The 26,051-nt window shown below is 50.5% G+C and carries 18 protein-coding genes; 2 read left to right on the forward strand and 16 right to left on the reverse strand.

All coding sequences use genetic code 11. From position 1 onward, the window contains the following. Positions 1 to 11: 11 nt before the first annotated feature. The 15 genes from K0H60_RS02205 to hemC form a co-directional block, all read right to left on the reverse strand. Positions 12 to 1,394 carry an HlyD family type I secretion periplasmic adaptor subunit gene (locus K0H60_RS02205; RefSeq protein ID WP_220057119.1) on the reverse strand — a complete coding sequence of 461 codons (1,383 nt, stop codon included), beginning with the start codon at positions 1,392 to 1,394 and terminating at the stop codon, positions 12 to 14. Then, on the reverse strand, positions 1,391 to 3,568 hold the full coding sequence (locus tag K0H60_RS02210) for a type I secretion system permease/ATPase (RefSeq protein WP_220057120.1): 2,178 nt from the start codon (positions 3,566 to 3,568) through the stop codon (positions 1,391 to 1,393). Before K0H60_RS02210 ends, K0H60_RS02205 begins: the two co-directional genes overlap by 4 nt. Before the next feature lie 88 nt (positions 3,569 to 3,656). Next, positions 3,657 to 8,885: an Ig-like domain-containing protein gene (locus tag K0H60_RS02215; RefSeq protein ID WP_220057121.1), complete on the reverse strand. Its 5,229-nt coding sequence runs from the start codon at positions 8,883 to 8,885 to the stop codon at positions 3,657 to 3,659. An 8-nt stretch (positions 8,886 to 8,893) separates the two neighbouring features. Further along, positions 8,894 to 9,130, reverse strand: a complete 237-nt coding sequence (locus tag K0H60_RS02220; protein ID WP_220057122.1) for an Ig-like domain-containing protein — start codon at positions 9,128 to 9,130, stop codon at positions 8,894 to 8,896. Beyond that, positions 9,127 to 9,537: an Ig-like domain-containing protein gene (locus tag K0H60_RS02225; protein WP_220057123.1), complete on the reverse strand. Its 411-nt coding sequence runs from the start codon at positions 9,535 to 9,537 to the stop codon at positions 9,127 to 9,129. The genes K0H60_RS02220 and K0H60_RS02225 overlap by 4 nt, the downstream gene beginning before the upstream one ends. Then, positions 9,527 to 11,419, reverse strand: a complete 1,893-nt coding sequence (locus K0H60_RS02230) for a beta strand repeat-containing protein (RefSeq protein ID WP_258405784.1) — start codon at positions 11,417 to 11,419, stop codon at positions 9,527 to 9,529. The genes K0H60_RS02225 and K0H60_RS02230 overlap by 11 nt, the downstream gene beginning before the upstream one ends. Continuing rightward, positions 11,412 to 13,385: a beta strand repeat-containing protein gene (locus K0H60_RS02235; RefSeq protein WP_220057125.1), complete on the reverse strand. Its 1,974-nt coding sequence runs from the start codon at positions 13,383 to 13,385 to the stop codon at positions 11,412 to 11,414. Before K0H60_RS02235 ends, K0H60_RS02230 begins: the two co-directional genes overlap by 8 nt. Next, a complete protein-coding gene (locus K0H60_RS02240; RefSeq protein WP_220057126.1) occupies positions 13,378 to 13,863 on the reverse strand; it encodes an Ig-like domain-containing protein in 486 nt (161 codons plus the stop codon). The genes K0H60_RS02235 and K0H60_RS02240 overlap by 8 nt, the downstream gene beginning before the upstream one ends. A 17-nt stretch (positions 13,864 to 13,880) precedes the next feature. Further along, entirely contained in the window at positions 13,881 to 14,252 is a 372-nt protein-coding gene (locus K0H60_RS02245) for an Ig-like domain-containing protein (RefSeq protein WP_220057127.1), read from the reverse strand. After that, positions 14,224 to 14,382, reverse strand: coding sequence for a hypothetical protein (locus tag K0H60_RS02250; protein ID WP_220057128.1), 159 nt, complete (start codon positions 14,380 to 14,382; stop codon positions 14,224 to 14,226). Before K0H60_RS02250 ends, K0H60_RS02245 begins: the two co-directional genes overlap by 29 nt. A 9-nt stretch (positions 14,383 to 14,391) precedes the next feature. After that, complete coding sequence (locus K0H60_RS02255; RefSeq protein ID WP_220057129.1) at positions 14,392 to 18,279, reverse strand: beta strand repeat-containing protein; 3,888 nt, start codon at positions 18,277 to 18,279, stop codon at positions 14,392 to 14,394. A 388-nt stretch (positions 18,280 to 18,667) separates the two neighbouring features. Continuing rightward, complete coding sequence (locus tag K0H60_RS02260) at positions 18,668 to 19,834, reverse strand: heme biosynthesis HemY N-terminal domain-containing protein (RefSeq protein ID WP_220057130.1); 1,167 nt, start codon at positions 19,832 to 19,834, stop codon at positions 18,668 to 18,670. Next, a complete protein-coding gene (locus K0H60_RS02265; RefSeq protein WP_220057131.1) occupies positions 19,831 to 21,060 on the reverse strand; it encodes a uroporphyrinogen-III C-methyltransferase in 1,230 nt (409 codons plus the stop codon). Before K0H60_RS02265 ends, K0H60_RS02260 begins: the two co-directional genes overlap by 4 nt. 60 nt (positions 21,061 to 21,120) lie before the next feature. Further along, positions 21,121 to 21,861: a uroporphyrinogen-III synthase gene (locus K0H60_RS02270; protein WP_220057132.1), complete on the reverse strand. Its 741-nt coding sequence runs from the start codon at positions 21,859 to 21,861 to the stop codon at positions 21,121 to 21,123. Between the two features lie 4 nt (positions 21,862 to 21,865). Beyond that, on the reverse strand, positions 21,866 to 22,798 hold the full coding sequence (gene hemC, locus K0H60_RS02275) for a hydroxymethylbilane synthase (protein WP_088211942.1): 933 nt from the start codon (positions 22,796 to 22,798) through the stop codon (positions 21,866 to 21,868). Between the two features lie 202 nt (positions 22,799 to 23,000). Between hemC and K0H60_RS02280 the strand changes: the two genes are divergently transcribed. Beyond that, the gene (locus tag K0H60_RS02280; RefSeq protein ID WP_220057133.1) at positions 23,001 to 25,415 is read left to right on the forward strand and encodes a class I adenylate cyclase; all 2,415 of its coding nucleotides are present in this window, start codon (positions 23,001 to 23,003) and stop codon (positions 25,413 to 25,415) included. A 39-nt stretch (positions 25,416 to 25,454) separates the two neighbouring features. Here K0H60_RS02280 and cyaY read toward each other — a convergent pair whose 3' ends face one another. Beyond that, positions 25,455 to 25,784, reverse strand: a complete 330-nt coding sequence (gene cyaY / locus K0H60_RS02285; RefSeq protein WP_011621196.1) for an iron donor protein CyaY — start codon at positions 25,782 to 25,784, stop codon at positions 25,455 to 25,457. A 67-nt stretch (positions 25,785 to 25,851) separates the two neighbouring features. Between cyaY and lptM the strand changes: the two genes are divergently transcribed. After that, positions 25,852 to 26,046, forward strand: coding sequence for an LPS translocon maturation chaperone LptM (lptM, locus tag K0H60_RS02290; protein ID WP_088211940.1), 195 nt, complete (start codon positions 25,852 to 25,854; stop codon positions 26,044 to 26,046). Positions 26,047 to 26,051 lie beyond the last annotated feature (5 nt).

Below are 26,051 nucleotides of genomic sequence, written 5' to 3' on the forward strand. Positions count from 1 at the left end.
TTATAACAGGCTTAACGCTCTCTGAGCGCAGTATCCTTAGCCCTTAAAATTGGATTTAAAATGTACTCAAGAATGGATCTTTGTCCGGTGATAACGTCAACAGTTGTTAACATCCCCGGGATAATTGGCATCTCTGTGCCATCGTCTTTTATTAAGCTGGATTCTTCGGTTCTCACCTTTATAAGGTAGAAGCTATTTCCTTCGTCGTCCTGTGATGTATCGGCACTAATATGCTCGACTGTACCTTTTAGGCCGCCGTAACGGGTAAAATCGTAGGCTGTGACCTTAACTACTGCGGGTAATCCGGTGTGAAGAAACGCGATATCCTTAGGCAGGATCTTGGTTTCGATCAGTAGTTGGTCCTCGGAGGGCACGATTTCAACGATATCGACACCAGGCTGAACAACACCACCCAGAGTGTTGATATGCACAGATTTAATAGTGCCGTTCACCGGTGAGGTAATAATCGCTTTACTGACTTTATCCTGCGCGCCGACTTGAGCCTCGTTCATGCGTGATAAACGAGTCTGAGTTTCGTTCAGCTGCGCACGAAGATCGGCGGCGTAAACGAATACGGCTTCACGGCGTTTGAGAATCGCTTCGTCTAATGCGGCCTTCAGCTTAGGTCTTAGCAATCGTAAGGAATTGAGCTCACCCTGGGCGTCGTTTACGGCGCGCTCAAGCTTCAGTAATTCTACCTCAGGCACAATGCCTTTTTTCGCCAGTGGTCGAGTGAGTTCTAACTCACGAGAAATCAGCTGCATACTGGTGGTCAAGGTCGTGGTTTTTGAGGCGAGATCGTCAATCTCTTGCTGCCTTTGTTGGATCTGACGCACCAAAATTTCCAGCTGATTGCTCAAGTTATCTAAACGGCCGTTGTATTCCTCTTGCTGCCTTTTCACTAATGCAGGTTCAGCCTCTGTCAGATTCTCTGGGAAGACTAACGCCTTTTTAGTGATTTTTACTTGCTCACGCCAGTCGGAGGTCATGTCCGAAATCAATATGCTATCTAGCTCGGCACGCATACGGATCGCATTGGTTTTTAAGCCAAAGACTTCCTGTTCCTGCTGAGCAAAGTCGGAGCGAAAACGCGTGTCATCGATGCGAACCAAAGGTTGGCCTTTAGTGACGAGATCGCCTTCACGGACATAGAGCTCCTGCATGATCCCACCATCGAGGCTTTGGATGACCTGCACTTGCGATGAGGGGATCACTTTACCTGAACCTGTGGTGACCTTGTCTAATTGAGCAAACCCGGCCCATAGCAGGAAGCAGGCAACCATTGCCGCTAAGGCCCAAATAATGAGCCTATGCCCACTGGGGGCATCGGTCATCATAGCGCCATAAACATCATCGACCATGTCCAAATCATTTGCGGTTAGATTTTTACTCATTTTTTAGGGCCTCCAGTCACTAGGCCAAAATTGAGTTTTTCTAACACTTCGGCTTTAGGGCCATCAGCAACCACATGGCCACGTTCCAACACGATTATGCGGTCAACCAATTGTAATAAATGCATTTTGTGAGTGATCAGCAGTAAGGTTCTGTCCTTACTGACATTTTGCATGGAGCGAATAAATTGCTGCTCTGCTCGGGCATCCAAACTGGCTGTAGGCTCATCCATTAACAGCACTGGCGGATCGTTCAGTGTCGCACGGGCAAGCGCAACGGTTTGTCGTTGGCCGCGGCTCAATGACATACCGCCTTCACCAACTTGCTGATCTAATCCTTCCGCTTCCAAGTGGGTGAACTGACTGACGCCAGAAAGTTGTACTGCACGGATCAGTTGATGCTCGGTTACTTGGCGGGTTCCAAACAGAATGTTATCTCTGATGGTGCCATGGAACAGGGTGACGTCCTGTGGCAAATAGCCAAAGTTACGGCGCAGATCGCTAGGATGAATTTGCGCTGAGTCGACGCCATCGTAACGCAGGCTTCCGGTTGTGGGTTGGAATAGGCCAACTAACAGCTTGGCTAGCGTACTCTTACCTGAACCATTGCGGCCAATGATGGCAAGGCGCTCACCAGGATTAATGGTGAGCGTCATAGGGTAGAGTACGGGCTTTTCAGAACCTGGATAGCTAAAGCCTACGTGATCGGCGTTGATTTTACCCATCAAGCGTTGTTTGCTGACGAGATGGCCTTTATTCTCGAATTCGTCTTCTTGCACCATCAGCTCATTGAGCTGGCGCAATGCGCTGGCTGTATGGTTGGCGCGGGTCATCAAACCTGCTAGCTGCGCCATTGGTGCTATGGCTCGGCTTGATAACATCACTGCCGCAATAATGCCGCCCATGGAAATGGCGTTATCGGCAACTCGGTAGACCCCTAAAATCACTACGCATACAACCGTAAATTGCACGATGAAGTTTGCCATATTGGAAACTGAGTTGGAGAGCTTTTTCGATCTTAGTTGCCAGTTTGCGCTATGGCCTATCATCTGCTGCCAGCTTCGCTGCACAATCCCTTCGGCACCGTTGGCTTTAATTGATTCCAGTGCCGAGAGGCTTTCGATCAGATGACCGTGTTTTAAGCTGGAAAACTTATTTCCTTCCTCAATCGCCGCCTTTAACTTGGGTTGGGTATAAAGGGTAAAACCGATAATGATTAAGCCGCCGACTACGGGAATAACTGCTAAATCACCAGCAACAATATAAATAATGATGAGGAAAAATAGCGCGAACGGTAAGTCGACCAGCGTGGTGATAGTTGCTGACGTTAAAATCTCGCGAATATTGTCGAACTCACCGAGCTGTTTCGCCATGCCGCCGATACTGGGGGAGCGCCTTTCTAAAGGGATACCAATCGCTTTAGCAAACAACTGAGACGATACGATAATATCGACCTTTTTACCCGCAACATCAATTAAGTAGCTGCGTAGTTGTCGCATGACTAAGTCAAATAAATAGGCGATGGATGCACCTATAGCTAATACCCAAAGCGACTCGAAGGCTAGGTTAGGCACAACCTTGTCATACACGTTCATGATGAACAGAGGAGATACGAGCGCAAAGATGTTGACCAGTACCGAGGCGATTAACGCATCTCGGTAAATTGGCGCAGAGTCTTTTAAGGTTTGCACGAGCCAATGGGTCTTATTGTCATGCAAGTAAACATCGAACCCCATGTCGCCTCGGTATTCCTGCTTCACGAGGAATAAATAGCCGACATATAAGGTTTCGAGTGACTCTATTGTGAGTACTTCTTCACCGCCAGTTTCAGGCAGTTGAATCACCGCCCTATCGGACTCGAGGTTGAGTTCGCGTAGGATGCAGGCTTTTTTGTCTTTCAATAACAGAATACATGGCAGCAATATCGGGGATATTTCATTTAACCCTTTGCGCGATAATTTTGCTGCTAATCCTGCCCGTGAGGCTGCTTGAGGGACTAAATCTGGCGTTAATGCTGCTCCAGACAAAGGCAGGCCTGCCGCAAGTGAATCACTTGAGCATGGATTTCCAAAATGTTCAGTGAGCAACACTAAACAATCAAGTAGAGGGTCGACTATTACCCGCTGTGAAGCGGAAATAGTCCACTGCTCAACTTTTTCTGAGGCTGTAACAGGCACCTACTTATCTATCCTTTGATTTTTATTTGATTATCAGAAGTATGGGTCATGATGGCCTATATTTCTATAGGCCATATGAACAGATCTTCTAAGGAATTATAGTGCCATTATTGTTATGTGGATCGGTCAATGGTGTTACGCCCTGTGGTGCATCAGGTGTGACAGGGGCTGTATCGATGATCAGAGGGCCGTTACCATTAGTGCCCAATAGCCCATTGATGACTCCTGCATTGTCGGTTGCACTATATTGGTTAAACAGATTAACCCCATCTAGTACGATATGTTGATCGAATACGCCATCCTTGTTTGCATCGATATCAATGACAGTTGAACCATTGTTATCTAAGCTAAAGTTCAGATAGCTTTCTAGAGTATTAGCGGTTTCTCCTTGGAGTAGATCGCTAAGATCCAGCTTATCTTCTCTCACATTAAAGTCCATGATGTGGTCTGTACCTTGGTCGGCATCTGCATAACGCCACAGGAAGGTATCATTACCGCTATCACCACGCAGGACGTCATCACCTAGGCCACCAATTAAGGTGTCGTTACCAGCACCACCACGAAGAGCATCGTTGTGGCTACCACCATCAATGTAATCGTCCCCAGTGTGTCCGTAGAGGATGTCTGAGCCAGACTGACCATAAATTCGATCGTTGCCACTACCACCATTGACCACATCTGCTCTTTGAGAGGCAACGTCATTGGCTAATAGCAGACCATCACCATCAACTATGCTATTGGAGCCACTTAAAGTACCGGTCATAATATGGTGAGTCAGTAAGTCATTGACTGACAATTCTAAGTCATCATCTGAGCCATAGTTGGCAGTACCAGTCTTACCTGCATAGATAACATCGTCACCTTTACCAGTTTCAATATGATCATTGCCGTCACCACCACTTACCACTTGAGCGCTGCTATTGGTATAACTCTTGTGGATGCCATAAGTCGCAGCTACTTCATCACCAGAGCTATTAGTGATAAAGCCACCATGCGATCCTCCGAGTGTGACATTTAATATTTTTTGATTTCGATTAGATGCACTTTCACCGTCAACGACAAGGATGGTGTCATTTAAACTAGAGCCTTGAGTTGAGATAGCATTGGCGTCAGCAATATTAATACCATCGGCATTAATCGGATTGACATCAATCTTCAAGGTGGCGCTTGCTTTATCACCGTCGCCATCTTGGGTGGTGTAGGTGAAGGTTTCGATTGCACCTGCTGCTGGAATGGTGTTCGCACTCGCCGTTAACTGATAGTGGTAAGTACCATCAGCATTAAGGATAAGATTACCGTAGGTTCCTGTTATCGTTGTGCCAACTTGACCTGAAACACCTGTATCAGTGTGGTCTCCGCTGGCAACGCCAATGACTGTTAACGCACCATCGGCACCAGCCACATCATTAGTGAGCACGTTGCCATCAGTATGCGGCAGGGTATAGCCATCTCCAGCCACCATACGCACGACTAACTCATAGCTGGTTGCAGCATCCTCATTGGTGTAGATAGATGTCACAATGTTACCATTACTATCTTTAAAACCAATAACTTGCATTGTGTACATTTGGCCTTCGTAGTTGAAGGTTACACTGGTTTGACCGACAGTAACGATATCGCGAGATGCCATAGGATCGTTGCTATTAGGTGTTTCATTATGGCTAAAGTTCAGCATTAATGTAACTGGTGTTACTACACCGTAAGCATCCGTCACATTAAACGTTACTTTCATGGTCGCTGCAGTGATTGAAGTACCTGAAGTAATCGAATAGTTGTAGTGTGTAAATGTACCTAGCACTATGTCTTGGTTTAAAGATAATGCGCCATTTAGTGCGGCATCATTATCGGCAAAACCATAACCTGACTGACTACCATAGGTTGAACCCCAGCGGAGTTGGTCTTTTCCACTGTCGTTGTCTGGGCCGTCGAATGTGTTGACATTGGAGCCTCCAGTCGTACTGGTCCAGTTGGCAACAATGCCTGAGAAGTTAAAGGAATCAACCACTACATCAAGTTGAGCCGTATCGTTTTGGGCGATGTTGGTATCATCTGCGACAGTGACAGTCACGTTGGAATGTGCGGTATTACCTACGCCATCGACGGCAATAACCTGAATACCATTTACAGTTAGGCTATTGGTATTGACGCTGTGTGGCAGATTCGTTAGTAGCTCTGCAGTCACAGTGACATCACCTTGCTCACCCGCATTAATACGATCCCAATCTAGGGTTAAGCGAATCGCCTCACGTCCATATACAGTACCGACCAATTGGCCTTGGTCATTTAGTGCCCAATGAATCTGAGCGTTGATACCCACCACAGAAATATTGCTAATATCACCAAACTGGAAGCTACCAATCGAGTTGCTACCTGATTTAAAGCTTAGTGTTTGAACACTTGAATCTGGTGCTCCTGCTTGTAAATCGGCTTCATTCAAGGTGGCAAAAGTATTAGGTGTCAGTGCTACAGGCGCAAGCGGTGTAGTACTTGGTGGATCTAAATGTACATTCAGATTACCAGTTGATTTATCTCCATCACTGTCTGTGGCAGTTACGACAAAGTTCAGATCGAGGCTTTGGCTTGAACTCACAATGGTTTGTGCAGTAGTACCAGTGAATTGGAAGCTGGTACCACTCAGTGCAGATAGCTCAATGTAAGCGATAGAACCCACGTTTTGGATGAGTTGACCACTTGTAATATTGCCTTCATGTAACAAGTTACCTTGATCATCATAGGCTTTATAGTGGATTTGTGCCGCTCCTGTGAAGCTAAAGCTTGCGGTCGCAGCATCTTCGGAATAATCCACAATTAATACTTCATTGCCATCCACAAATGGGTTTGCAACACCGAAACCGTTATTAGTACCGTTTACTTGAGCAACGTTATTATTGCCATCACGTGCCGTGAGGGTGAAGGCGATATCCGCATCTGCTGGAATCTTAGTTATATCGTTATAAACACCATAACCATGGGTGTCAGGATCATAAGTGACATACACTGCTTCACCGATACCACCTTTTCCTCCAATAAGCCCAGCAATTTGGATTGTTGAAAGCTTATCAATACTCTGATTCATATCGAGAGTGTATTGATCAGTTGTTGGGTCGGTTGTTAAGGTGAAGATCAACGTCTGATTTTCTGCGCCTGTATAAGCAGAAGCCGTGCCGTTGGTATCGGTATAGGCGATCAACACATTTGGATGAGTAGGGTCGACATAGTAATAGACTGTGAGTCCACCCGCTGTAATGCCTGAGTTGGCGAAGGTTGTCGTTGTGCCGTTCCAACCAGCCACGTTTGCACTCAGGCTTACACTGTAGTTATCCATAGCAGTATGATCATTACCATCTGCGCCTAGGATATTGAGGGCGCCAACAATATCTGCGGCAGTAGCGCTATTGACGCCTGAACCAGTACTTGGAGCAATAGCGATCACGTCATCATTGATGGTAATACTTACATTACCGGTCAATACGCTATTATCGGCACCTACAGCTTCAATGACGATTCCATTGATCAGTGAACTGAGATTCTCGCCACTTAATCCATTAACCTGCTTGATGTTGTCTAATAGCTCAACATTAACGGTAACAGTACCCGTAGTACCTGCAGCAAGTCCTGATGTCACAGGAGTTCCACTAAGGGTGACTTTAATTACCTCAACACCACCGACAGTACCGACCAGCGCACCATTCGCTATTGCCCAAACAATACTGACACCTACAGCAAGGTTAGTTGCCGCAGTGATAGAAGAAGCGTTAAAACGGAATTGTGTAATGTTCTGATTACCCGCGGTAAAGTTAATAGTATTCGAGAAAGTATCAGGAATATTATCGCGTAGACTGCTTTCATTAACCGTCACACTGCAAGAGTTAGGTTGATATACGGTTGCAGAGTCAGAGCCTGAAGCTGATAAATTACCAACAGGATCAGTTTGAGTCGCAGTAACTGTGATGCTTTGGCCTGCGGCAGGTGCGGTTTCACTCCAACTGATGACGCCGTTAGCATAGGTATAGTTACCAAAGGTCAGGGTACCACTGCCATTATCGGTGAAGTCGGCAAAGCTCAGTTCAATCGCTGCGCCACCGTTGATGGTGAGTGTGACATAGCCACCCGCTTCAAAATCAGTGCCGTTGATTGACACTGTAAGCTGCACTCCATCGTTGCCCATTTCTGCGGCGGTTAACAGACCATCACCAGGGTTACCGTCATCGACAATTAATACGGTCGGTGCATTTGGTGCGGCAGTTTCAATCACCACATCTTGGGTGACGGTTTTGCTGTTGCCAGCCACGTCGGTGACGGTGGCGACTACGGGGTAGGTGCCGTCAGGCAGCACGGTACCAGTTAAGTCGACACTCCAGTTACCTTGCGCATCAATCACTAAGCCGTTGGCGGTGGTGTAGACCACGCCGTTGATGGTGACGGCTAAGGTGCTGTCATCATCCAAATCGACGGTACCGTGGAACACTAAGGTGTTGTCGTTGGTGATAAAGTCCGTGCTGGAGCTGCCAGTGTCTTGGGTGATGCTGGTGATGGCCACGGTGTTGCCGTCGCCATCCTCATCAATCTTGGTATCAATCACCACATTTTGGGTGGCACTGGTGGTGTTACCGGCCACGTCGGTGACGGTGGCGACCACAGGGTAGGTGCCGTCAGGCAGCACGGTACCGGTTAAGTCCACACTCCAGTTACCTTGCGCATCAATCACTAAGCCGTTGGCGGTGGTGTAGACCACGCCGTTGATGGTGACGGCTAAGGTGCTGTCATCATCCAAATCGACGGTACCGTGGAACACTAAGGTGTTGTCGTTGGTGATAAAGTCCGTGCTGGAGCTGCCGGTGTCTTGGGTGATGCTGGTGATGGCCACGGTGTTGCCGTCGCCATCCTCATCAATCTTGGTATCAATCACCACATTTTGGGTGGCACTGGTGGTGTTACCGGCCACGTCGGTGACGGTGGCGACCACAGGGTAGGTGCCGTCAGGCAGCACGGTACCAGTTAAGTCGACACTCCAGTTACCTTGCGCATCAATCACTAAGCCGTTGGCGGTGGTGTAGACCACGCCGTTGATGGTGACGGCTAAGGTGCTGTTGTCATCCAAATCGACGGTACCGTGGAACACTAAGGTGTTGTCGTTGGTGATAAAGTCCGTGCTGGAGCTGCCAGTGTCTTGGGTGATGCTGGTGATGGCCACGGTGTTGCCGTCGCCATCCTCATCAATCTTGGTATCAATCACCACATCTTGGGTGACGGTTTTGCTGTTGCCAGCCACGTCGGTGACGGTGGCGACTACGGGGTAGGTGCCGTCAGGCAGCACGGTACCAGTTAAGTCGACACTCCAGTTACCTGCGCATCAATCACTAAGCCGTTGGCGGTGGTGTAGACCACGCCGTTGATGGTGACGGCTAAGGTGCTGTCATCATCCAAATCGACGGTACCGTGGAACACTAAGGTGTTGTCGTTGGTGATAAAGTCCGTGCTGGAGCTGCCAGTGTCTTGGGTGATGCTGGTGATGGCCACGGTGTTGCCGTCGCCATCCTCATCAATCTTGGTATCAATCACCACATCTTGGGTGACGGTTTTGTGTTGCCAGCCACGTCGGTGACGGTGGCGACTACGGGGTAGGTGCCGTCAGGCAGCACGGTACCAGTTAAGTCGACACTCCAGTTACCTTGCGCATCAATCACTAAGCCGTTGGCGGTGGTGTAGACCACGCCGTTGATGGTGACGGCTAAGGTGCTGTTGTCATCCAAATCGACGGTACCGTGGAACACTAAGGTGTTGTCGTTGGTGATAAAGTCCGTGCTGGAGCTGCCAGTGTCTTGGGTGATGCTGGTGATGGCCACGGTGTTGCCGTCGCCATCCTCATCAATCTTGGTATCAATCACCACATTTTGGGTGGCACTGGTGGTGTTGCCGGCCACGTCGGTGACGGTGGCGACCACAGGGTAGGTGCCGTCAGGCAGCACGGTACCAGGTTAAGTCCACACTCCAGTTACCTTGCGCATCAATCACTAAGCCGTTGGCGGTGGTGTAGACCACGCCGTTGATGGTGACGGCCAAGGTGCTGTTGTCATCCAAATCGACGGTACCGTGGAACACTAAGGTGTTGTCGTTGGTGATAAAGTCCGTGCTGGAGCTGCCAGTGTCTTGGGTGATGCTGGTGATGGCCACGGTGTTGCCGTCGCCGTCCTCATCAATCTTGGTATCAATCACCACATCTTGGGTGGCACTGGTGGTGTTACCGGCCACGTCGGTGACGGTGGCGACCACAGGGTAGGTGCCGTCAGGCAGCACGGTACCAGTTAAGTCGACACTCCAGTTACCTTGCGCATCAATCACTAAGCCGTTGGCGGTGGTGTAGACCACGCCGTTGATGGTGACGGCCAAGGTGCTGTTGTCATCCAAATCGACGGTACCGTGGAACACTAAGGTGTTGTCGTTGGTGATAAAGTCCGTGCTGGAGCTGCCAGTGTCTTGGGTGATGCTGGTGATGGCCACGGTGTTGCCGTCGCCGTCCTCATCAATCTTGGTATCAATCACCACATCTTGGGTGGCACTGGTGGTGTTACCGGCCACGTCGGTGACGGTGGCGACCACAGGGTAGGTGCCGTCAGGCAGCACGGTACCAGTTAAGTCGACACTCCAGTTACCTTGCGCATCAATCACTAAGCCGTTGGCGGTGGTGTAGACCACGCCGTTGATGGTGACGGCCAAGGTGCTGTTGTCATCCAAATCGACGGTACCGTGGAACACTAAGGTGTTGTCGTTGGTGATAAAGTCCGTGCTGGAGCTGCCAGTGTCTTGGGTGATGCTGGTGATGGCCACGGTGTTGCCGTCGCCATCCTCATCAATCTTGGTATCAATCACCACATCTTGGGTGACGGTTTTGCTGTTGCCAGCCACGTCGGTGACGGTGGCGACTACGGGGTAGGTGCCGTCAGGCAGCGCAGTACCAGTTAAGTCCACACTCCAGTTACCTTGCGCATCAATCACTAAGCCGTTGGCGGTGGTGTAGACCACGCCGTTGATGGTGACGGCTAAGGTGCTGTTGTCATCCAAATCGACGGTACCGTGGAACACTAAGGTGTTGTCGTTGGTGATAAAGTCCGTGCTGGAGCTGCCTGTGTCTTGGGTGATGCTGGTGATGGCCACGGTGTTGCCGTCGCCATCCTCATCAATCTTGGTATCAATCACCACATCTTGGGTGACGGTTTTGCTGTTGCCAGCCACGTCGGTGACGGTGGCGACTACGGGGTAGGTGCCGTCAGGCAGCACGGTACCAGTTAAGTCCACACTCCAGTTACCTTGCGCATCAATCACTAAGCCGTTGGCGGTGGTGTAGACCACGCCGTTGATGGTGACGGCTAAGGTGCTGTTGTCATCCAAATCGACGGTACCGTGGAACACTAAGGTGTTGTCGTTGGTGATAAAGTCCGTGCTGGAGCTGCCAGTGTCTTGGGTGATGCTGGTGATGGCCACGGTGTTGCCGTCGCCATCCTCATCAATCTTGGTATCAATCACCACATCTTGGGTGACGGTTTTGCTGTTGCCAGCCACGTCGGTGACGGTGGCGACCACGGGGTAGGTGCCGTCAGGCAGCACGGTACCAGTTAAGTCGACACTCCAGTTACCTTGCGCATCAATCACTAAGCCGTTGGCGGTGGTGTAGACCACGCCGTTGATGGTGACGGCTAAGGTGCTGTTGTCATCCAAATCGACGGTACCGTGGAACACTAAGGTGTTGTCGTTGGTGATAAAGTCCGTGCTGGAGCTGCCAGTGTCTTGGGTGATGCTGGTGATGGCCACGGTGTTGCCGTCGCCATCCTCATCAATCTTGGTATCAATCACCACATCTTGGGTGGCACTGGTTTTGGTGTTGCCAGGCCACGTCGGTGACGGTGGCGACTACAGGGTAGGTGCCGTCAGGCAGCACGGTACCAGTTAAGTCGACACTCCAGTTACCTTGCGCATCAATCACTAAGCCGTTGGCGGTGGTGTAGACCACGCCGTTGATGGTGACGGCTAAGGTGCTGTTGTCATCCAAATCGACGGTACCGTGGAACACTAAGGTGTTGTCGTTGGTGATAAAGTCCGTGCTGGAGCTGCCAGTGTCTTGGGTGATGCTGGTGATGGCCACGGTGTTGCCGTCGCCGTCCTCATCAATCTTGGTATCAATCACCACATCTTGGGTGGCACTGGTGGTGTTACCGGCCACGTCGGTGACGGTGGCGACCACAGGGTAGGTGCCGTCAGGCAGCACGGTACCAGTTAAGTCGACACTCCAGTTACCTTGCGCATCAATCACTAAGCCGTTGGCGGTGGTGTAGACCACGCCGTTGATGGTGACGGCCAAGGTGCTGTTGTCATCCAAATCGACGGTACCGTGGAACACTAAGGTGTTGTCGTTGGTGATAAAGTCCGTGCTGGAGCTGCCAGTGTCTTGGGTGATGCTGGTGATGGCCACGGTGTTGCCGTCGCCGTCCTCATCAATCTTGGTATCAATCACCACATCTTGGGTGGCACTGGTGGTGTTACCGGCCACGTCGGTGACGGTGGCGACCACAGGGTAGGTGCCGTCAGGCAGCACGGTACCAGTTAAGTCGACACTCCAGTTACCTTGCGCATCAATCACTAAGCCGTTGGCGGTGGTGTAGACCACGCCGTTGATGGTGACGGCCAAGGTGCTGTTGTCATCCAAATCGACGGTACCGTGGAACACTAAGGTGTTGTCGTTGGTGATAAAGTCCGTGCTGGAGCTGCCAGTGTCTTGGGTGATGCTGGTGATGGCCACGGTGTTGCCGTCGCCGTCCTCATCAATCTTGGTATCAATCACCACATCTTGGGTGGCACTGGTGGTGTTACCGGCCACGTCGGTGACGGTGGCGACCACAGGGTAGGTGCCGTCAGGCAGCACGGTACCAGTTAAGTCGACACTCCAGTTACCTTGCGCATCAATCACTAAGCCGTTGGCGGTGGTGTAGACCACGCCGTTGATGGTGACGGCCAAGGTGCTGTTGTCATCCAAATCGACGGTACCGTGGAACACTAAGGTGTTGTCGTTGGTGATAAAGTCCGTGCTGGAGCTGCCAGTGTCTTGGGTGATGCTGGTGATGGCCACGGTGTTGCCGTCGCCGTCCTCATCAATCTTGGTATCAATCACCACATCTTGGGTGGCACTGGTGGTGTTACCGGCCACGTCGGTGACGGTGGCGACCACAGGGTAGGTGCCGTCAGGCAGCACGGTACCAGTTAAGTCGACACTCCAGTTACCTTGCGCATCAATCACTAAGCCGTTGGCGGTGGTGTAGACCACGCCGTTGATGGTGACGGCCAAGGTGCTGTTGTCATCCAAATCGACGGTACCGTGGAACACTAAGGTGTTGTCGTTGGTGATAAAGTCCGTGCTGGAGCTGCCAGTGTCTTGGGTGATGCTGGTGATGGCCACGGTGTTGCCGTCGCCATCCTCATCAATCTTGGTATCAATCACCACATCTTGGGTGGCACTGGTGGTGTTACCGGCCACGTCGGTGACGGTGGCGACCACAGGGTAGGTGCCGTCAGGCAGCACGGTACCAGTTAAGTCGACACTCCAGTTACCTTGCGCATCAATCACTAAGCCGTTGGCGGTGGTGTAGACCACGCCGTTGATGGTGACGGCTAAGGTGCTGTTGTCATCCAAATCGACGGTACCGTGGAACACTAAGGTGTTGTCGTTGGTGATAAAGTCCGTGCTGGAGCTGCCAGTGTCTTGGGTGATGCTGGTGATGGCCACGGTGTTGCCGTCGCCGTCCTCATCAATCTTGGTATCAATCACCACATCTTGGGTGGCACGGTGGTGTTGCCAGCCACGTCGGTGACGGTGGCGACCACGGGTAGGTGCCGTCAGGCAGCACGGTACCAGTTAAGTCCACACTCCAGTTACCTTGCGCATCAATCACTAAGCCGTTGGCGGTGGTGTAGACCACGCCGTTGATGGTGACGGCTAAGGTGCTGTTGTCATCCAAATCGACGGTACCGTGGAACACTAAGGTGTTGTCGTTGGTGATAAAGTCCGTGCTGGAGCTGCCAGTGTCTTGGGTGATGCTGGTGATGGCCACGGTGTTGCCGTCGCCATCCTCATCAATCTTGGTATCAATCACCACATCTTGGGTGACGGTTTTGCTGTTGCCAGCCACGTCGGTGACGGTGGCGACCACAGGGTAGGTGCCGTCAGGCAGCACGGTACCGGTTAAGTCGACACTCCAGTTACCTTGCGCATCAATCACTAAGCCGTTGGCGGTGGTGTAGACCACGCCGTTGATGGTGACGGCTAAGGTGCTGTCATGTCATCCAAATCGACGGTACCGTGGAACACTAAGGTGTTGTCGTTGGTGATAAAGTCCGTGCTGGAGCTGCCGGTGTCTTGGGTGATGCTGGTGATGGCCACGGTGTTGCCGTCGCCATCCTCATCAATCTTGGTATCAATCACCACATTTTGGGTGACGGTTTTGCTGTTGCCAGCCACGTCGGTGACGGTGGCGACTACGGGGTAGGTGCCGTCAGGCAGCACGGTACCAGTTAAGTCGACACTCCAGTTACCTTGCGCATCAATCACTAAGCCGTTGGCGGTGGTGTAGACCACGCCGTTGATGGTGACGGCTAAGGTGCTGTTGTCATCCAAATCGACGGTACCGTGGAACACTGGTGTTGTCGTTGGTGATAAAGTCCGTGCTGGAGCTGCCAGTGTCTTGGGTGATGCTGGTGATGGCCACGGTGTTGCCGTCGCCATCCTCATCAATCTTGGTATCAATCACCACATCTTTGGGTGGCACTGGTGGTGGTTACCGGCCACGGTCGGTGACGGTGGCGACCACAGGGTAGGTGCCGTCAGGCAGCACGGTACCAGTTAAGTCGACACTCCAGTTACCTTGCGCATCAATCACTAAGCCGTTGGCGGTGGTGTAGACCACGCCGTTGATGGTGACGGCTAAGGTGCTGTTGTCATCCAAATCGACGGTACCGTGGAACACTAAGGTGTTGTCGTTGGTGATAAAGTCCGTGCTGGAGCTGCCAGTGTCTTGGGTGATGCTGGTGATGGCCACGGTGTTGCCGTCGCCATCCTCATCAATCTTGGTATCAATCACCACATCTTGGGTGACGGTGCTGTTGCCGGCCACGTCGGTGACGGTGGCGACTACGGGGTAGGTGCCGTCAGGCAGCACGGTACCAGTTAAGTCGACACTCCAGTTACCTTGCGCATCAATCACTAAGCCGTTGGCGGTGGTGTAGACCACGCCGTTGATGGTGACGGCTAAGGTGCTGTTGTCATCCAAATCGACGGTACCGTGGAACACTAAGGTGTTGTCGTTGGTGATAAAGTCCGTGCTGGAGCTGCCAGTGTCTTGGGTGATGCTGGTGATGGCCACGGTGTTGCCGTCGCCATCCTCATCAATCTTGGTATCAATCACCACATCTTGGGTGACGGTTTTGCTGTTGCCAGCCACGTCGGTGACGGTGGCGACTACGGGGTAGGTGCCGTCAGGCAGCACGGTACCAGTTAAGTCGACACTCCAGTTACCTTGCGCATCAATCACTAAGCCGTTGGCGGTGGTGTAGACCACGCCGTTGATGGTGACGGCTAAGGTGCTGTTGTCATCCAAATCGACGGTACCGTGGAACACTAAGGTGTTGTCGTTGGTGATAAAGTCCGTGCTGGAGCTGCCAGTGTCTTGGGTGATGCTGGTGATGGCCACGGTGTTGCCGTCGCCATCCTCATCAATCTTGGTATCAATCACCACATCTTGGGTGACGGTTTTGCTGTTGCCAGCCACGTCGGTGACGGTGGCGACTACGGGGTAGGTGCCGTCAGGCAGCACGGTACCAGTTAAGTCGACACTCCAGTTACCTTGCGCATCAATCACTAAGCCGTTGGCGGTGGTGTAGACCACGCCGTTGATGGTGACGGCCAAGGTGCTGTTGTCATCCAAATCGACGGTACCGTGGAACACTAAGGTGTTGTCGTTGGTGATAAAGTCCGTGCTGGAGCTGCCAGTGTCTTGGGTGATGCTGGTGATGGCCACGGTGTTGCCGTCGCCGTCCTCATCAATCTTGGTATCAATCACCACATCTTGGGTGGCACTGGTGGTGTTACCGGCCACGTCGGTGACGGTGGCGACCACAGGGTAGGTGCCGTCAGGCAGCACGGTACCAGTTAAGTCGACACTCCAGTTACCTTGCGCATCAATCACTAAGCCGTTGGCGGTGGTGTAGACCACGCCGTTGATGGTGACGGCCAAGGTGCTGTTGTCATCCAAATCGACGGTACCGTGGAACACTAAGGTGTTGTCGTTGGTGATAAAGTCCGTGCTGGAGCTGCCAGTGTCTTGGGTGATGCTGGTGATGGCCACGGTGTTGCCGTCGCCGTCCTCATCAATCTTGGTATCAATCACCACATCTTGGGTGGCACTGGTGGTGTTACCGGCCACGTCGGTGACGGTGGCGACCACAGGGTAGGTGCCGTCAGGCAGCACGGTACCAGTTAAGTCGACACTCCAGTTACCTTGCGCATCAATCACTAAGCCGTTGGCGGTGGTGTAGACCACGCCGTTGATGGTGACGGCCAAGGTGCTGTTGTCATCCAAATCGACGGTACCGTGGAACACTAAGGTGTTGTCGTTGGTGATAAAGTCCGTGCTGGAGCTGCCAGTGTCTTGGGTGATGCTGGTGATGGCCACGGTGTTGCCGTCGCCGTCCTCGTCAATCTTAACATCGACATTACCGTTATCCGTTGCTTTACCTGTGTTGCCAGCAGGATCTGTTACTGTCGCTACTGCGGTATAGCCACCATGAGGGATAGGATCTGTTACATCGACAGCATAAGTACCATCGGGGTTAACGGTTGTAGTGAGAGTTTGTTGCACACCGTTACTGTCTGTTACAACAATAGTGATCACACTGCCAGGCGCTGCATCAGTAGTACCAGTAATTGTTGGGGTAGTGTCTTGCGTATCATCAGGAGCACTGACCGTAATTGTTGGTGCAGTTGTGTCGAGTAGGGCTGAATCGCTACCTTCAGGCGAGGTGTTACCCGCAGGATCTGTGATGGTTGCTACCACAGTAATGGTTTCACCTTCAGCTGGCGCAGGCAGTGTTAAATTGACAAAACCATTGTTGATATCTTGTTGTGTCAACACATAGTCAACACCATTGACCGTCAGAGTATCGCCTGCATTTGCACCAGTGCCTCCTAAACCAATAGTCACACTAACTTCGGTTGCACCACCGAGTTCAGCATTACTGATAAAGCCATCATCGTTAGTATCTGTTGTGATAGTAACACTTGGACCACCATCGGCCACAGGAGTGACATTGATAGTTAATGTTGCAGTTGAACCAGTATTGGTGGTGTAGGTGATTACAGGAACTTGGCCGTTCCAATTTGCATTGGGAGTGAAGGTGTAAGAACCATCGGCATTAATCAGTAATGAACCACCTTCGAGAGTCACCGCGGTGCCCGCTGCAATGGTTTGTCCGTTAACTGAGTAGCTGACGACAGAAAGAGTGTTATCAATATCGCTATCGTTATCTAAGACATTTCCGGTAGCTACCGTATCTTCATCGACGGTATTAGTATCGTTTGCTAGTACCGATGGGTCATCAACAGGAGTGACGTTAATGGTTAATGTTGCAGTTGAACCTGTATTAGTGGTGTAGGTGATAACTGGAACTTGACCGTTCCAATCAGCATTTGGAGTAAAGCTGTAAGAGCCATCGGCATTGAGTACTAAGCTGCCACCTTCTAGAGCGACAGTGGTACCCGCTGCAAAAGTGCTGCCTGATACAGTAAAGCTAACAACACTTAAGGTTGAATCTACATCGGTGTCGTTGTCGAGCACATTGCCTGTAGCAATCGTATCTTCATCGACAGTATTGGTATCGTTTGCTAATACCGATGGGTCATCAACAGGAGTGACGCTAATGGTTAATGTTGCAGTTGAACCTGTATTAGTAGTGTAAGTGATGACAGGTACTTGGCCGTTCCAATTTTCATTTGGTGTGAAGGTGTAAGAGCCATCGGCATTGAGTACAAAGCTGCCGCCTTCAAGGGTAACAATCGTGCCTGCGGCGAAGTCGGTACCATTAATATTAAAACCCGCCACACTCAATACTGTATCTGCATCTACATCATTCGTGAGCACATTGCCTAAAGCAACTGTATCTTCATCAACGGTAATACTGTCGTTTGCTAATACAGAAGGAGAATCTGTTGCTACGGTTTGTTCAGGAGCTGCTGTCGTCGTTGCTGTCAGTGTTTGTGAAGAGGTTGAGTAACCTGATGTTGCCAAGGCTTCAGTGCCATCACGGGCAAGGGTGACATAACCTGAGTTGCCGTCACGGCCTGCTGGAGCATTACCTGCGGCGGTTTCTGGTAGATTTTGAGTTGGGTCTTCACCAGAGGCGATCAGATCTTGTAGTGCTTGGATTTCGTCTTGGGTCGCTTGATCGCCAGCGTTGGGAGTGGCAGCAATACTCGGTGCAACTTCGTTAGACAGCTTAGTGCCATCATCGAAGGTGATTTCGTAGGTTGCATTTTCACCGATATGGAGAACAGCACCTTTTGGGAGTTGTTCGCCGTCCTTAGCGGGTTGATTTGAACCATTAACCTCGACTTCGATTTGCCCTTTTACCAGTTTGAGCAAACCTTTCTTTGTTGTAATGATCGATCCCATAATAAGCTCCCAACAGCTAACTGTGTTAATCCAAAGATGCACAGATCCAACAAATGTGATGGATTGTGATACAAGTGGTGAAATTTTAGCTTGGTATTGAACGCAAGTCAATTTTTTGACGCTGGCTTATCGCTTGCTATAACTGGGGTTGGCGGGGAGTGATGCGAAAAATTGGCGCTTTAAGGCTGGATAACTAGATGTTGTATCTTAACGTGAAAATCAAACTGCATTTAGTGTCTTTGATTTCTATATAGAAACATATTTATAACAAATTATTCTGGTAATAGAGATTAATATTTTATGAATTGTATATGTTCGGGGATGAGATGGAGCGTGAGAAGGGAATTGCCGCAATTCATTCTATCGAATCGCGGCATAGGAAAAGACGCTAGAGGTTTACCGCTTGACGATAGCTTTGATTAGCGTTGCCCTGTTCGCCTAATTGCTCTTGAATACGAGCGAGTGCTAGCCAAGAGTCTTTACTCGGCGCAAGACGACACACATTCTGCCAGCAGGTTTTCGCTTCTTTCATGTCGCGGGTTTGTTGATACAACAGCGCTAAGCATTTTTGGTAATCAGCATTATTCTCATGGGTGATTTCATGCTTGAGTAATTGTTTGCGGATCTCTTCGTCATGGGCGGTGACTATTTGTGGTATCACTTCTAACAATGCCGATTCTGGCGAACTACGCAGCTTTTTCGAGAGTAATTTAAGCGCTTGGTCTTTGCGATTGAAGCGGCATAAGCCCATGGCGTAAATCGCTAAAAACTCAGACTGGTTACGCTCATCGCGTGAAAGCCATTGCCAGCATTGCTCTAGGGCGTCTTCCCCTTTAAGACTCGCTGTTTTTAACAGGGCACAATGGGTTTCAACGCTGAGTGCAGTTAACTTTGCATCATCTAGAATTTGGCGTTTCTTCAAGATTGGCAGCAATAACTTAAGCGCTTCCCAATCTTGTTGCGCCCGGTACAACTCTAGGGCGAGTTTCAGTACAGGGGCTTTGCTCTTGCTGGTTGGAGCTAACTTATCGAGTTCCGCTCTGGCTAAGGTTAATTCCCCTTGCTTGAGCAAGTAACGGGTACGAGTGGTTGCCACCGCATTGGCCGTCATAGGTTGGGCTTCTGCACGGGCAAGGTATTGATCTCGCTCGGCGATTTTATTTTGGTGTTGCGCGGCACGTGCTGCGGCTAACAAATTTAATGCGGGCAGTTCACCGTTGTCGGCCCCTTTAATCATGGCGCGTTCTGCCGCTGGCCAATCTTCTTCGGCAATGGCGAGTGCGCCGATGAGGGTGTGTTTTTTGGCGGAGCGGCGACGCCAATGCTGCGGGATAAAACGGCTACGTAGCAGCAGATTAATCACAGTGATCACTAGCCATTCCAGTACTTGGAATAGGGCATAGAACACGATTAACATGATGATCCCAAAGACTAAACTGGTCTCAAGTTGATAATCGCCAGCGGCAATATACACATAGCCAGTATTGCCGACAATCCAAGGGCTGATACACAGGCCTATTAAAATGATCCCAAGAAATATCAATGCCTTAATCATAGCTGTGGTTCCTCTGAAGAGGTGAGTTCACCATAGCTGGTTAACTGTAATAACAGCGGTTTAGCGGCAAAGGATTTCAGGGTGATCGGGTCAAGCTCGAGTGTTGCCAACTTGTCGATTTCGGCAATCGCTTCACTAGTTTGATGGGCTTGAACATCAAAATAGGTTTGGATCCACTGGCGCGCCATCATCAGTGATTGATGATAAGCGGCTCTATCATAGCGATAGAGTGCCTGTTGCGCTTGCAGCAGTTTATGGCGCACATTCTCAACCAGATACCATTGTTGCTCCGGTGCGAGCAGGGCTGGCGCATCGGCGGTTCTGTGGCGAATGGTAATAAAATCTTGGGTCAACGCCTTCCAAGTTTTACTTAGATTGCTTTGCCAATCATTCAGATCGCCAGAAATGGCGGTATCTTCTGGAGCGCTTGCATCCGCATCGGCACGGTTTAGCGGTAATTTGTCGAGTTGATCGATTAAGGCATCGATTGCTAACACACTGCCTTCAATATCCGCACTCTTAATATTGGTGGTCGCGGCGATATCCCTGGCTAGTGCCTTACGGATTGGCAGTAAGGCTGGGTTGTTCATTGCGGCAATGGTTTCATCGGCGGACTTTAATAAGTCGGTCGCCGTGCGTGGATCTTTTTCGAGCCAAAGCTTACGCCCCGCCATGTTCACCAAATATTCGGCTTCCGAGGCCATCCAGTGAGTTGGGCTGCGCTGGGCCAGTTTATTTAATCTGTCCTGCAACTGACTCTGGTCTGTAGCGAGTTTAGCTAGCTCTTGGAAGGTTTTGGCATCGGACAGTTGTTGTTGCTCAAGCTGTGCAATGCGTTGATTCGGGGCGAGTAAAGCCTGCTGCAGCTGATCTTGTAGGGCTAGATTTTTCGTCTCTTGCAGTTGAAGCTGTTGCTGCATTTGTTGATACAGCAAATAGCCGCCACCTATGGTGCAAACGGTTAAGCCTAAGGCCAATAACACACCGAAACGAATGGCCCATGAACTGCGATTCACTTGCACCACTTGGCGAGTCGCTTGAGTCGATTCGGGTTTGCTTGCTTGCGGCTTAGTGTCGGCAGGTTTTGCTTCTTGTTCTTCGAGCTTATTTACCTGTGATTCAGAAGCTTGGGTCTGTGATGCAGCGTCATCGGTATTGACCGACGGAGCGAGAACTGGGGTAGCCTGTGACTCTGGGCTTTGGGCGTCGTGCTTGTTGTTATCCATTTAACAGTCCTTAAAATCATGCTACTGCCGAAATTCGAGTAAAATCGGGCTAAATAGCGCTTAGAGTTTAAGGGCGTTTAGCACGGCTTTGCTGTTGGCGGCATTGGCATTGGTGACTTGGGTTATACCAAAGGCATGAGCTTGAGCTTCTACTCGGTTACTGGGGACTATGATATGACATGAGCGCAGCCATGCAAATAACTCTTTTGGCACTAAATTAATCAGATTATCCAGTACTTCACCACTCGTTACGACGATAGTATCTATCCCAAAGTCACGCCAGTGTTGGCTAACCGCTGCGCCATCGAGCGGCGGGCAAGCGCGTTGATAGACTTCCCAATAGCGCACCTTCGCGCCTCTGGCTCTTAGTTGCTCGGCGAGGGCTTCACGACCACCGACACCACGAATGATAGTGATATGTTTGCCTTGGATATGTTGTAGCTGAGGCAATGTCAGCAAGCCTTCCGTTTGCTGGCAATCATCCGGTGCTTCGAGAGCCTCAATTCCCTTCTCTTGCAGCGCTTCCCAAGTTGCATGACCCACGGCGAAATAAGGCACGCTTGGCCAGTCTTTAACTTGGGCAGTATCGACTTTAAACGCTGCATCAGCAAAGCTCACCGCATTAGCGCTGATACAGATAACCATATCGACATGGGCTAGGGGATGCGAAGTGTCAGGCGGCAGAGGAGGCGTGGCCTCAACACAGAGGAGTGGGGTAACGCAGTGGTCGATACCTTTTTCAGTTAAGGCATCGACCATGGACTGATTGCGCCCCTCGGGGCGCGTCAGTAAGACTTTCATCGTCTTAGGCTTTTGCGTAAACAGCGTCGAGGATGCTTTTAGCGCCTTTGCTGAGCAGCTCTTCTGCAAGGGCAACACCGAGTTGCGTCGCTTCGGTCTTTGGACCTGTGATCACGCCTTCGATGATTTCGCTACCATCGGGATTACCCACGAGGCCGCGCAGAGTCATTTCATCACCGTGGATTTCGGCAAAGGCACCAATAGGTACTTGGCAGCCACCTTCGAGGCGAGTATTCATGGCGCGCTCGGCAATCACGCGGTAGCGAGTCTCTAAGTGCTCTAAAGGAGCTAAAAGCGCTTTTACGCGTGCATCGTTAGTGCGGCACTCGATACCGACAGCGCCTTGACCGTTGGCGGGTAAGGATTCTTCCGCAGAGATAAAGCTGGCAATGCGCTCTGATAACTTCAGGCGAATTAAACCTGCAGCAGCAAGGATAATCGCATCGTATTCGCCGTTATCGAGTTTCGCGAGGCGAGTCCCCACGTTGCCGCGCAGATCTTTGATAATCAGATCTGGGCGTGAGGCGCGCAGTTGGCACTGACGGCGTAGGCTTGAGGTGCCGACTGTGGCGCCAAGTGGCAGTTCACTGATTGACTTATACAGGTTAGACACAAAGGCATCGCGCGGATCTTCACGTTCACAAATCACTTCCAGCCCTAAGCCTTCGGGGAAATCCACTGGCACGTCTTTCATTGAGTGCACTGCGATATCGGCTTGGTCTTCCAGCATGGCGACTTCGAGTTCTTTTACAAACAAGCCTTTACCGCCAACCTTAGCTAATGGGGTGTCTAAGATAACATCGCCCTTAGTGCTCATTGGCAATAGCTCCACCACGATACCTGGGTGAACGCGTTCTAATTCTGCTTTAACAAATTCAGCTTGCCACATGGCCAGCGGACTCTTGCGGGTAGCGATACGTATGCGGTTTTCAGACATGCCTAGTTTCCATCCGAGATCTTAGTTGCGCCAATGCTAACATTGGCTATTCGTGAATGTAAGGAAGCCGTATCGATTCTTTGAAGTCGGCGGTGTTCTAAATGGTCAAAAAGTGTGATGGAGTTCTCATTTAGTTGCTCAGCTTTGCAAAAGTGTTAACATGAGCACACTTCTTACTCGTGCTTGAGCGTCGTTTTCTTGGATGGATCAACAAGGTCAATTTCCTGATATCGCAGAAAGACTTAATCAAGTTCGTATCGCACGAGCTTTAGCCTTGTTGTCGCCGCTGCAAAAGCATTTGTTCCGTTTAATCCCCTTTCTTATTCAGCAGAATAGCGTTCAGTATCCTGGCTTTGTTGACCCCAATACCCCAAGTGGCATTCAAGGCTATAGCCCAGACTCATTTGAGGCGCAGGCCTGCGATGTGTTTAAGCTCCCCTTTAGCGCCAGCGAGGCTGAAAATCCGGCTTTTGAAGGGGTCTATACCATGGGCAGTACGGCCAGTTTTGGTCAGAATGCCAAGAGCGATGTGGATGTATGGTTAGTGCACCATGCACAGCTATGTGATGACGACTTAGCCTCAATCAAATTAAAAACCGAGCGCTTAACCGCTTGGTTTGCTGAGTATCAATTTGAGGTGAACTTTTACTTGGTTCACCCGCAACAATTTTGTGGCGATATGTCGCAGCGTTCGGGTTGCCAATCGTCGATGGCCCATGAACACAGCGGCAGCACACAACATTGGCTATTGTTGGAGGAGTTTTACCGTAGCCAAATTCGGTTAGCGGGTAAAACCATTGCATGGTGGCCCGATGCCAAGCTCAATCCTGAGCTATTGTATCTAGGTAATGTGCACGAGCTGCCGGCGAGTGAGTACTTTGGGGCGTCGCTATGGCAGCTCTATAAAGGCCTCAATAAACCCCATAAGGCCTTAATAAAAGTACTGCTACTGGAAGCCTATGCGAGTGAATATCCCCATTCGCAACTGTTGTGCGACAGGTTGTGGCAAAAGACCTTAGCGGGCGATTTCTCTACCTCTAACGATGCCTATTACGCGATCTATGAGGTCATCGAGGCTTACCTGTTAAAACAGAATGATAATCGTCGACTCGAGATTGTACGCCGCTGTTTTTATCTCAAATGTGGCGTGTATTTGAGTGTTGCGGACCAAGGCAAAGACTGGCGCTACGCCAAAATGCAAAAGCTCGTGCAAGAATGGCAGTGGCCCGACAGCTTGATTTCGACCTTAGATGACTGTGAGCATTGGCACAGCGGACAACTGAACTGGTTCAATGAGCAGCTCAACGAGTTGCTGCTGGCGAGTTACCAGACGCTGCTGCGCTTCGCCTCGACCCATGAGTTGAACGAGGGACTCAGGATTGAAGAGCTGGGGATGCTCACCCGCAAGCTGCACACTTACTTCAGCCAAGATGAAGACCAAATCGCTAAGTTAAACCTGCTTTGGAGCCGCTCGGTCGCCGAATCTGAAGTGACCATGGTGTCTAGCACCAAGGAAAACCAATACTACCTCTACCGCCAGGGGCCAAAGCCGCAAAATCTGTTGGGTGAATCGGCGATCTGCAAGGGAAAAACCCCCTCGGCATTGATGATCTGGGCTTGCTTGAATGGTGTGTCGACGCCAGAAACCAAATGGTACGAGTTTGGCCAGAGTAAGGTTAAGTCTCGGCGCTTAACCGAGGCATCAAGGCGACTGCTTAACTTTATCGACCACGACTGGCGGGTATCGAAACTCGACCTATGCCAGCCTTGGCATTTTAGAAAGCTTATTTTTGTACTTAATCTCGACTGCGACCCTACCGTCCACTGGCACGGGCAGGAGATGATGGTAGATGTGATGAATGCCAACGTGTTTTCATTGGGCCGTAAGAAGGAAAATATGCTCGGCGCCCTCGATGCCATCTGTCTCAATAGTTGGGGAGAGTGGCAATGCCACCGTTTTGAGGGCGAAACCGCGGTGTTACAGGCGCTATCGTTTGTCACCCCGGGATTAAGGCGAGCGACCCATCCAGTGGATATGGATGTGATTAGCTGCTCGCAAAAACTCAGACCTCAGCTTAAGTTAGCGGTGAAAAACCTGCTGAAACAAACCGTGCGCCTCTGTCAACAGGTGCAACAATCGAGCACCTTAGTGCAGCCGCTGCAAATCAGCCATACCCGTTATGGGATCTTCTTTAATCCCTTGGGGATGGCGTATCAGGATTTGAGCGATGCCAAATCCTTCTATCAGCAGCTGTCACGCAGTCATCTAGTGCAATTGCCTCGGCCCGAGTTGGGCGACGATCCCTTTTCGAGTATGCCGAAAATTATTCAGAACTTTGCGGCTAAGGGAGCGATTCAATATTTCTTACGGCAGCGGCCCGAAAGCTTGGACGTGTTTATTCTCGATGAAGATAATCAGCTTAGCCATTATGTGCAGCCGGGCTCGAATATGGTGGAGTTGGTCAACAAAGTGAGTCATCACTATGTGTTTGATGAGTATTATGCCGCGAAGGCGAGATTTAATATTCCGCAGTTTTTCCATCTGGTGCGGGTGGCGGGCGAGCTAACGGTGATGCCCTTTGGGGTCGATATCAATAACGCTAACGTGGAGTTTTAAGCGGGAGTTGCTCCCGCTTAGCAATGCTGCACGCGCTTATTAGAAGCTCAGTGCGATACCGCTCTGGCGAAGGATGGAGTCCTGAACAAAGGGCATAAACTCGCCGCCATTACGACCATCAATCCATTTACCATCAACAAAACCAAAGTGATAGCCACCGAAACGGGTCGCAACCCAAATCTCATGCAAAGGCTCTTGTTTGTTGATGACGATTTTCGAACCATCGACAAATTCCAGCTGTAACACGTTACCGCTGGCATCAATATCGACATCGGCGTCTTGTTCATCAATTGCGGTTTCGATAGCGGTCTCTATCGCTTGGAACATGTCATCGGCGAGCTGGTGAAATTCTGTATCTGTCATGGCCATGCATTTCTGTCCTTTGCTTTCGTCAAGATGGGTGCGATTATAAGGCTATTAGTCACCAGATGCACAGATGTTGAGAAAAATGAGACTGTTTTTATTGTTATTGCTTGGTAGCCTATTCATTACAGCATGCGGTCAAAAAGGCCCCCTGTATAAATCCTCTCCCGCAGAGGTGAGTCAGCCTACAAAAATCAAGGCGCCGAAGAGTGAAGCAACACCAGCCGACACGGCGGAGCCTCAAGCTGAAACTGAAAAAACACAATAATAATC

The organism is Shewanella mangrovisoli (genome assembly GCF_019457635.1).
Lineage (GTDB): Bacteria > Pseudomonadota > Gammaproteobacteria > Enterobacterales > Shewanellaceae > Shewanella > Shewanella mangrovisoli.

Coding starts and splice junctions, on each gene's coding strand:
- K0H60_RS02270 (WP_220057132.1), bottom strand. CDS start 21,861: ATGAAAGTCTTACTGACGCGCCCCGAGGGGCGCAATCAGTCCATGGTC.
- cyaY (WP_011621196.1), bottom strand. CDS start 25,784: ATGGCCATGACAGATACAGAATTTCACCAGCTCGCCGATGACATGTTC.
- K0H60_RS02265 (WP_220057131.1), bottom strand. CDS start 21,060: ATGGATAACAACAAGCACGACGCCCAAAGCCCAGAGTCACAGGCTACC.
- K0H60_RS02205 (WP_220057119.1), bottom strand. CDS start 1,394: ATGAGTAAAAATCTAACCGCAAATGATTTGGACATGGTCGATGATGTT.
- hemC (WP_088211942.1), bottom strand. CDS start 22,798: ATGTCTGAAAACCGCATACGTATCGCTACCCGCAAGAGTCCGCTGGCC.
- K0H60_RS02280 (WP_220057133.1), top strand. CDS start 23,001: ATGGATCAACAAGGTCAATTTCCTGATATCGCAGAAAGACTTAATCAA.
- K0H60_RS02255 (WP_220057129.1), bottom strand. CDS start 18,279: ATGGGATCGATCATTACAACAAAGAAAGGTTTGCTCAAACTGGTAAAA.
- lptM (WP_088211940.1), top strand. CDS start 25,852: ATGTTGAGAAAAATGAGACTGTTTTTATTGTTATTGCTTGGTAGCCTA.
- K0H60_RS02260 (WP_220057130.1), bottom strand. CDS start 19,834: ATGATTAAGGCATTGATATTTCTTGGGATCATTTTAATAGGCCTGTGT.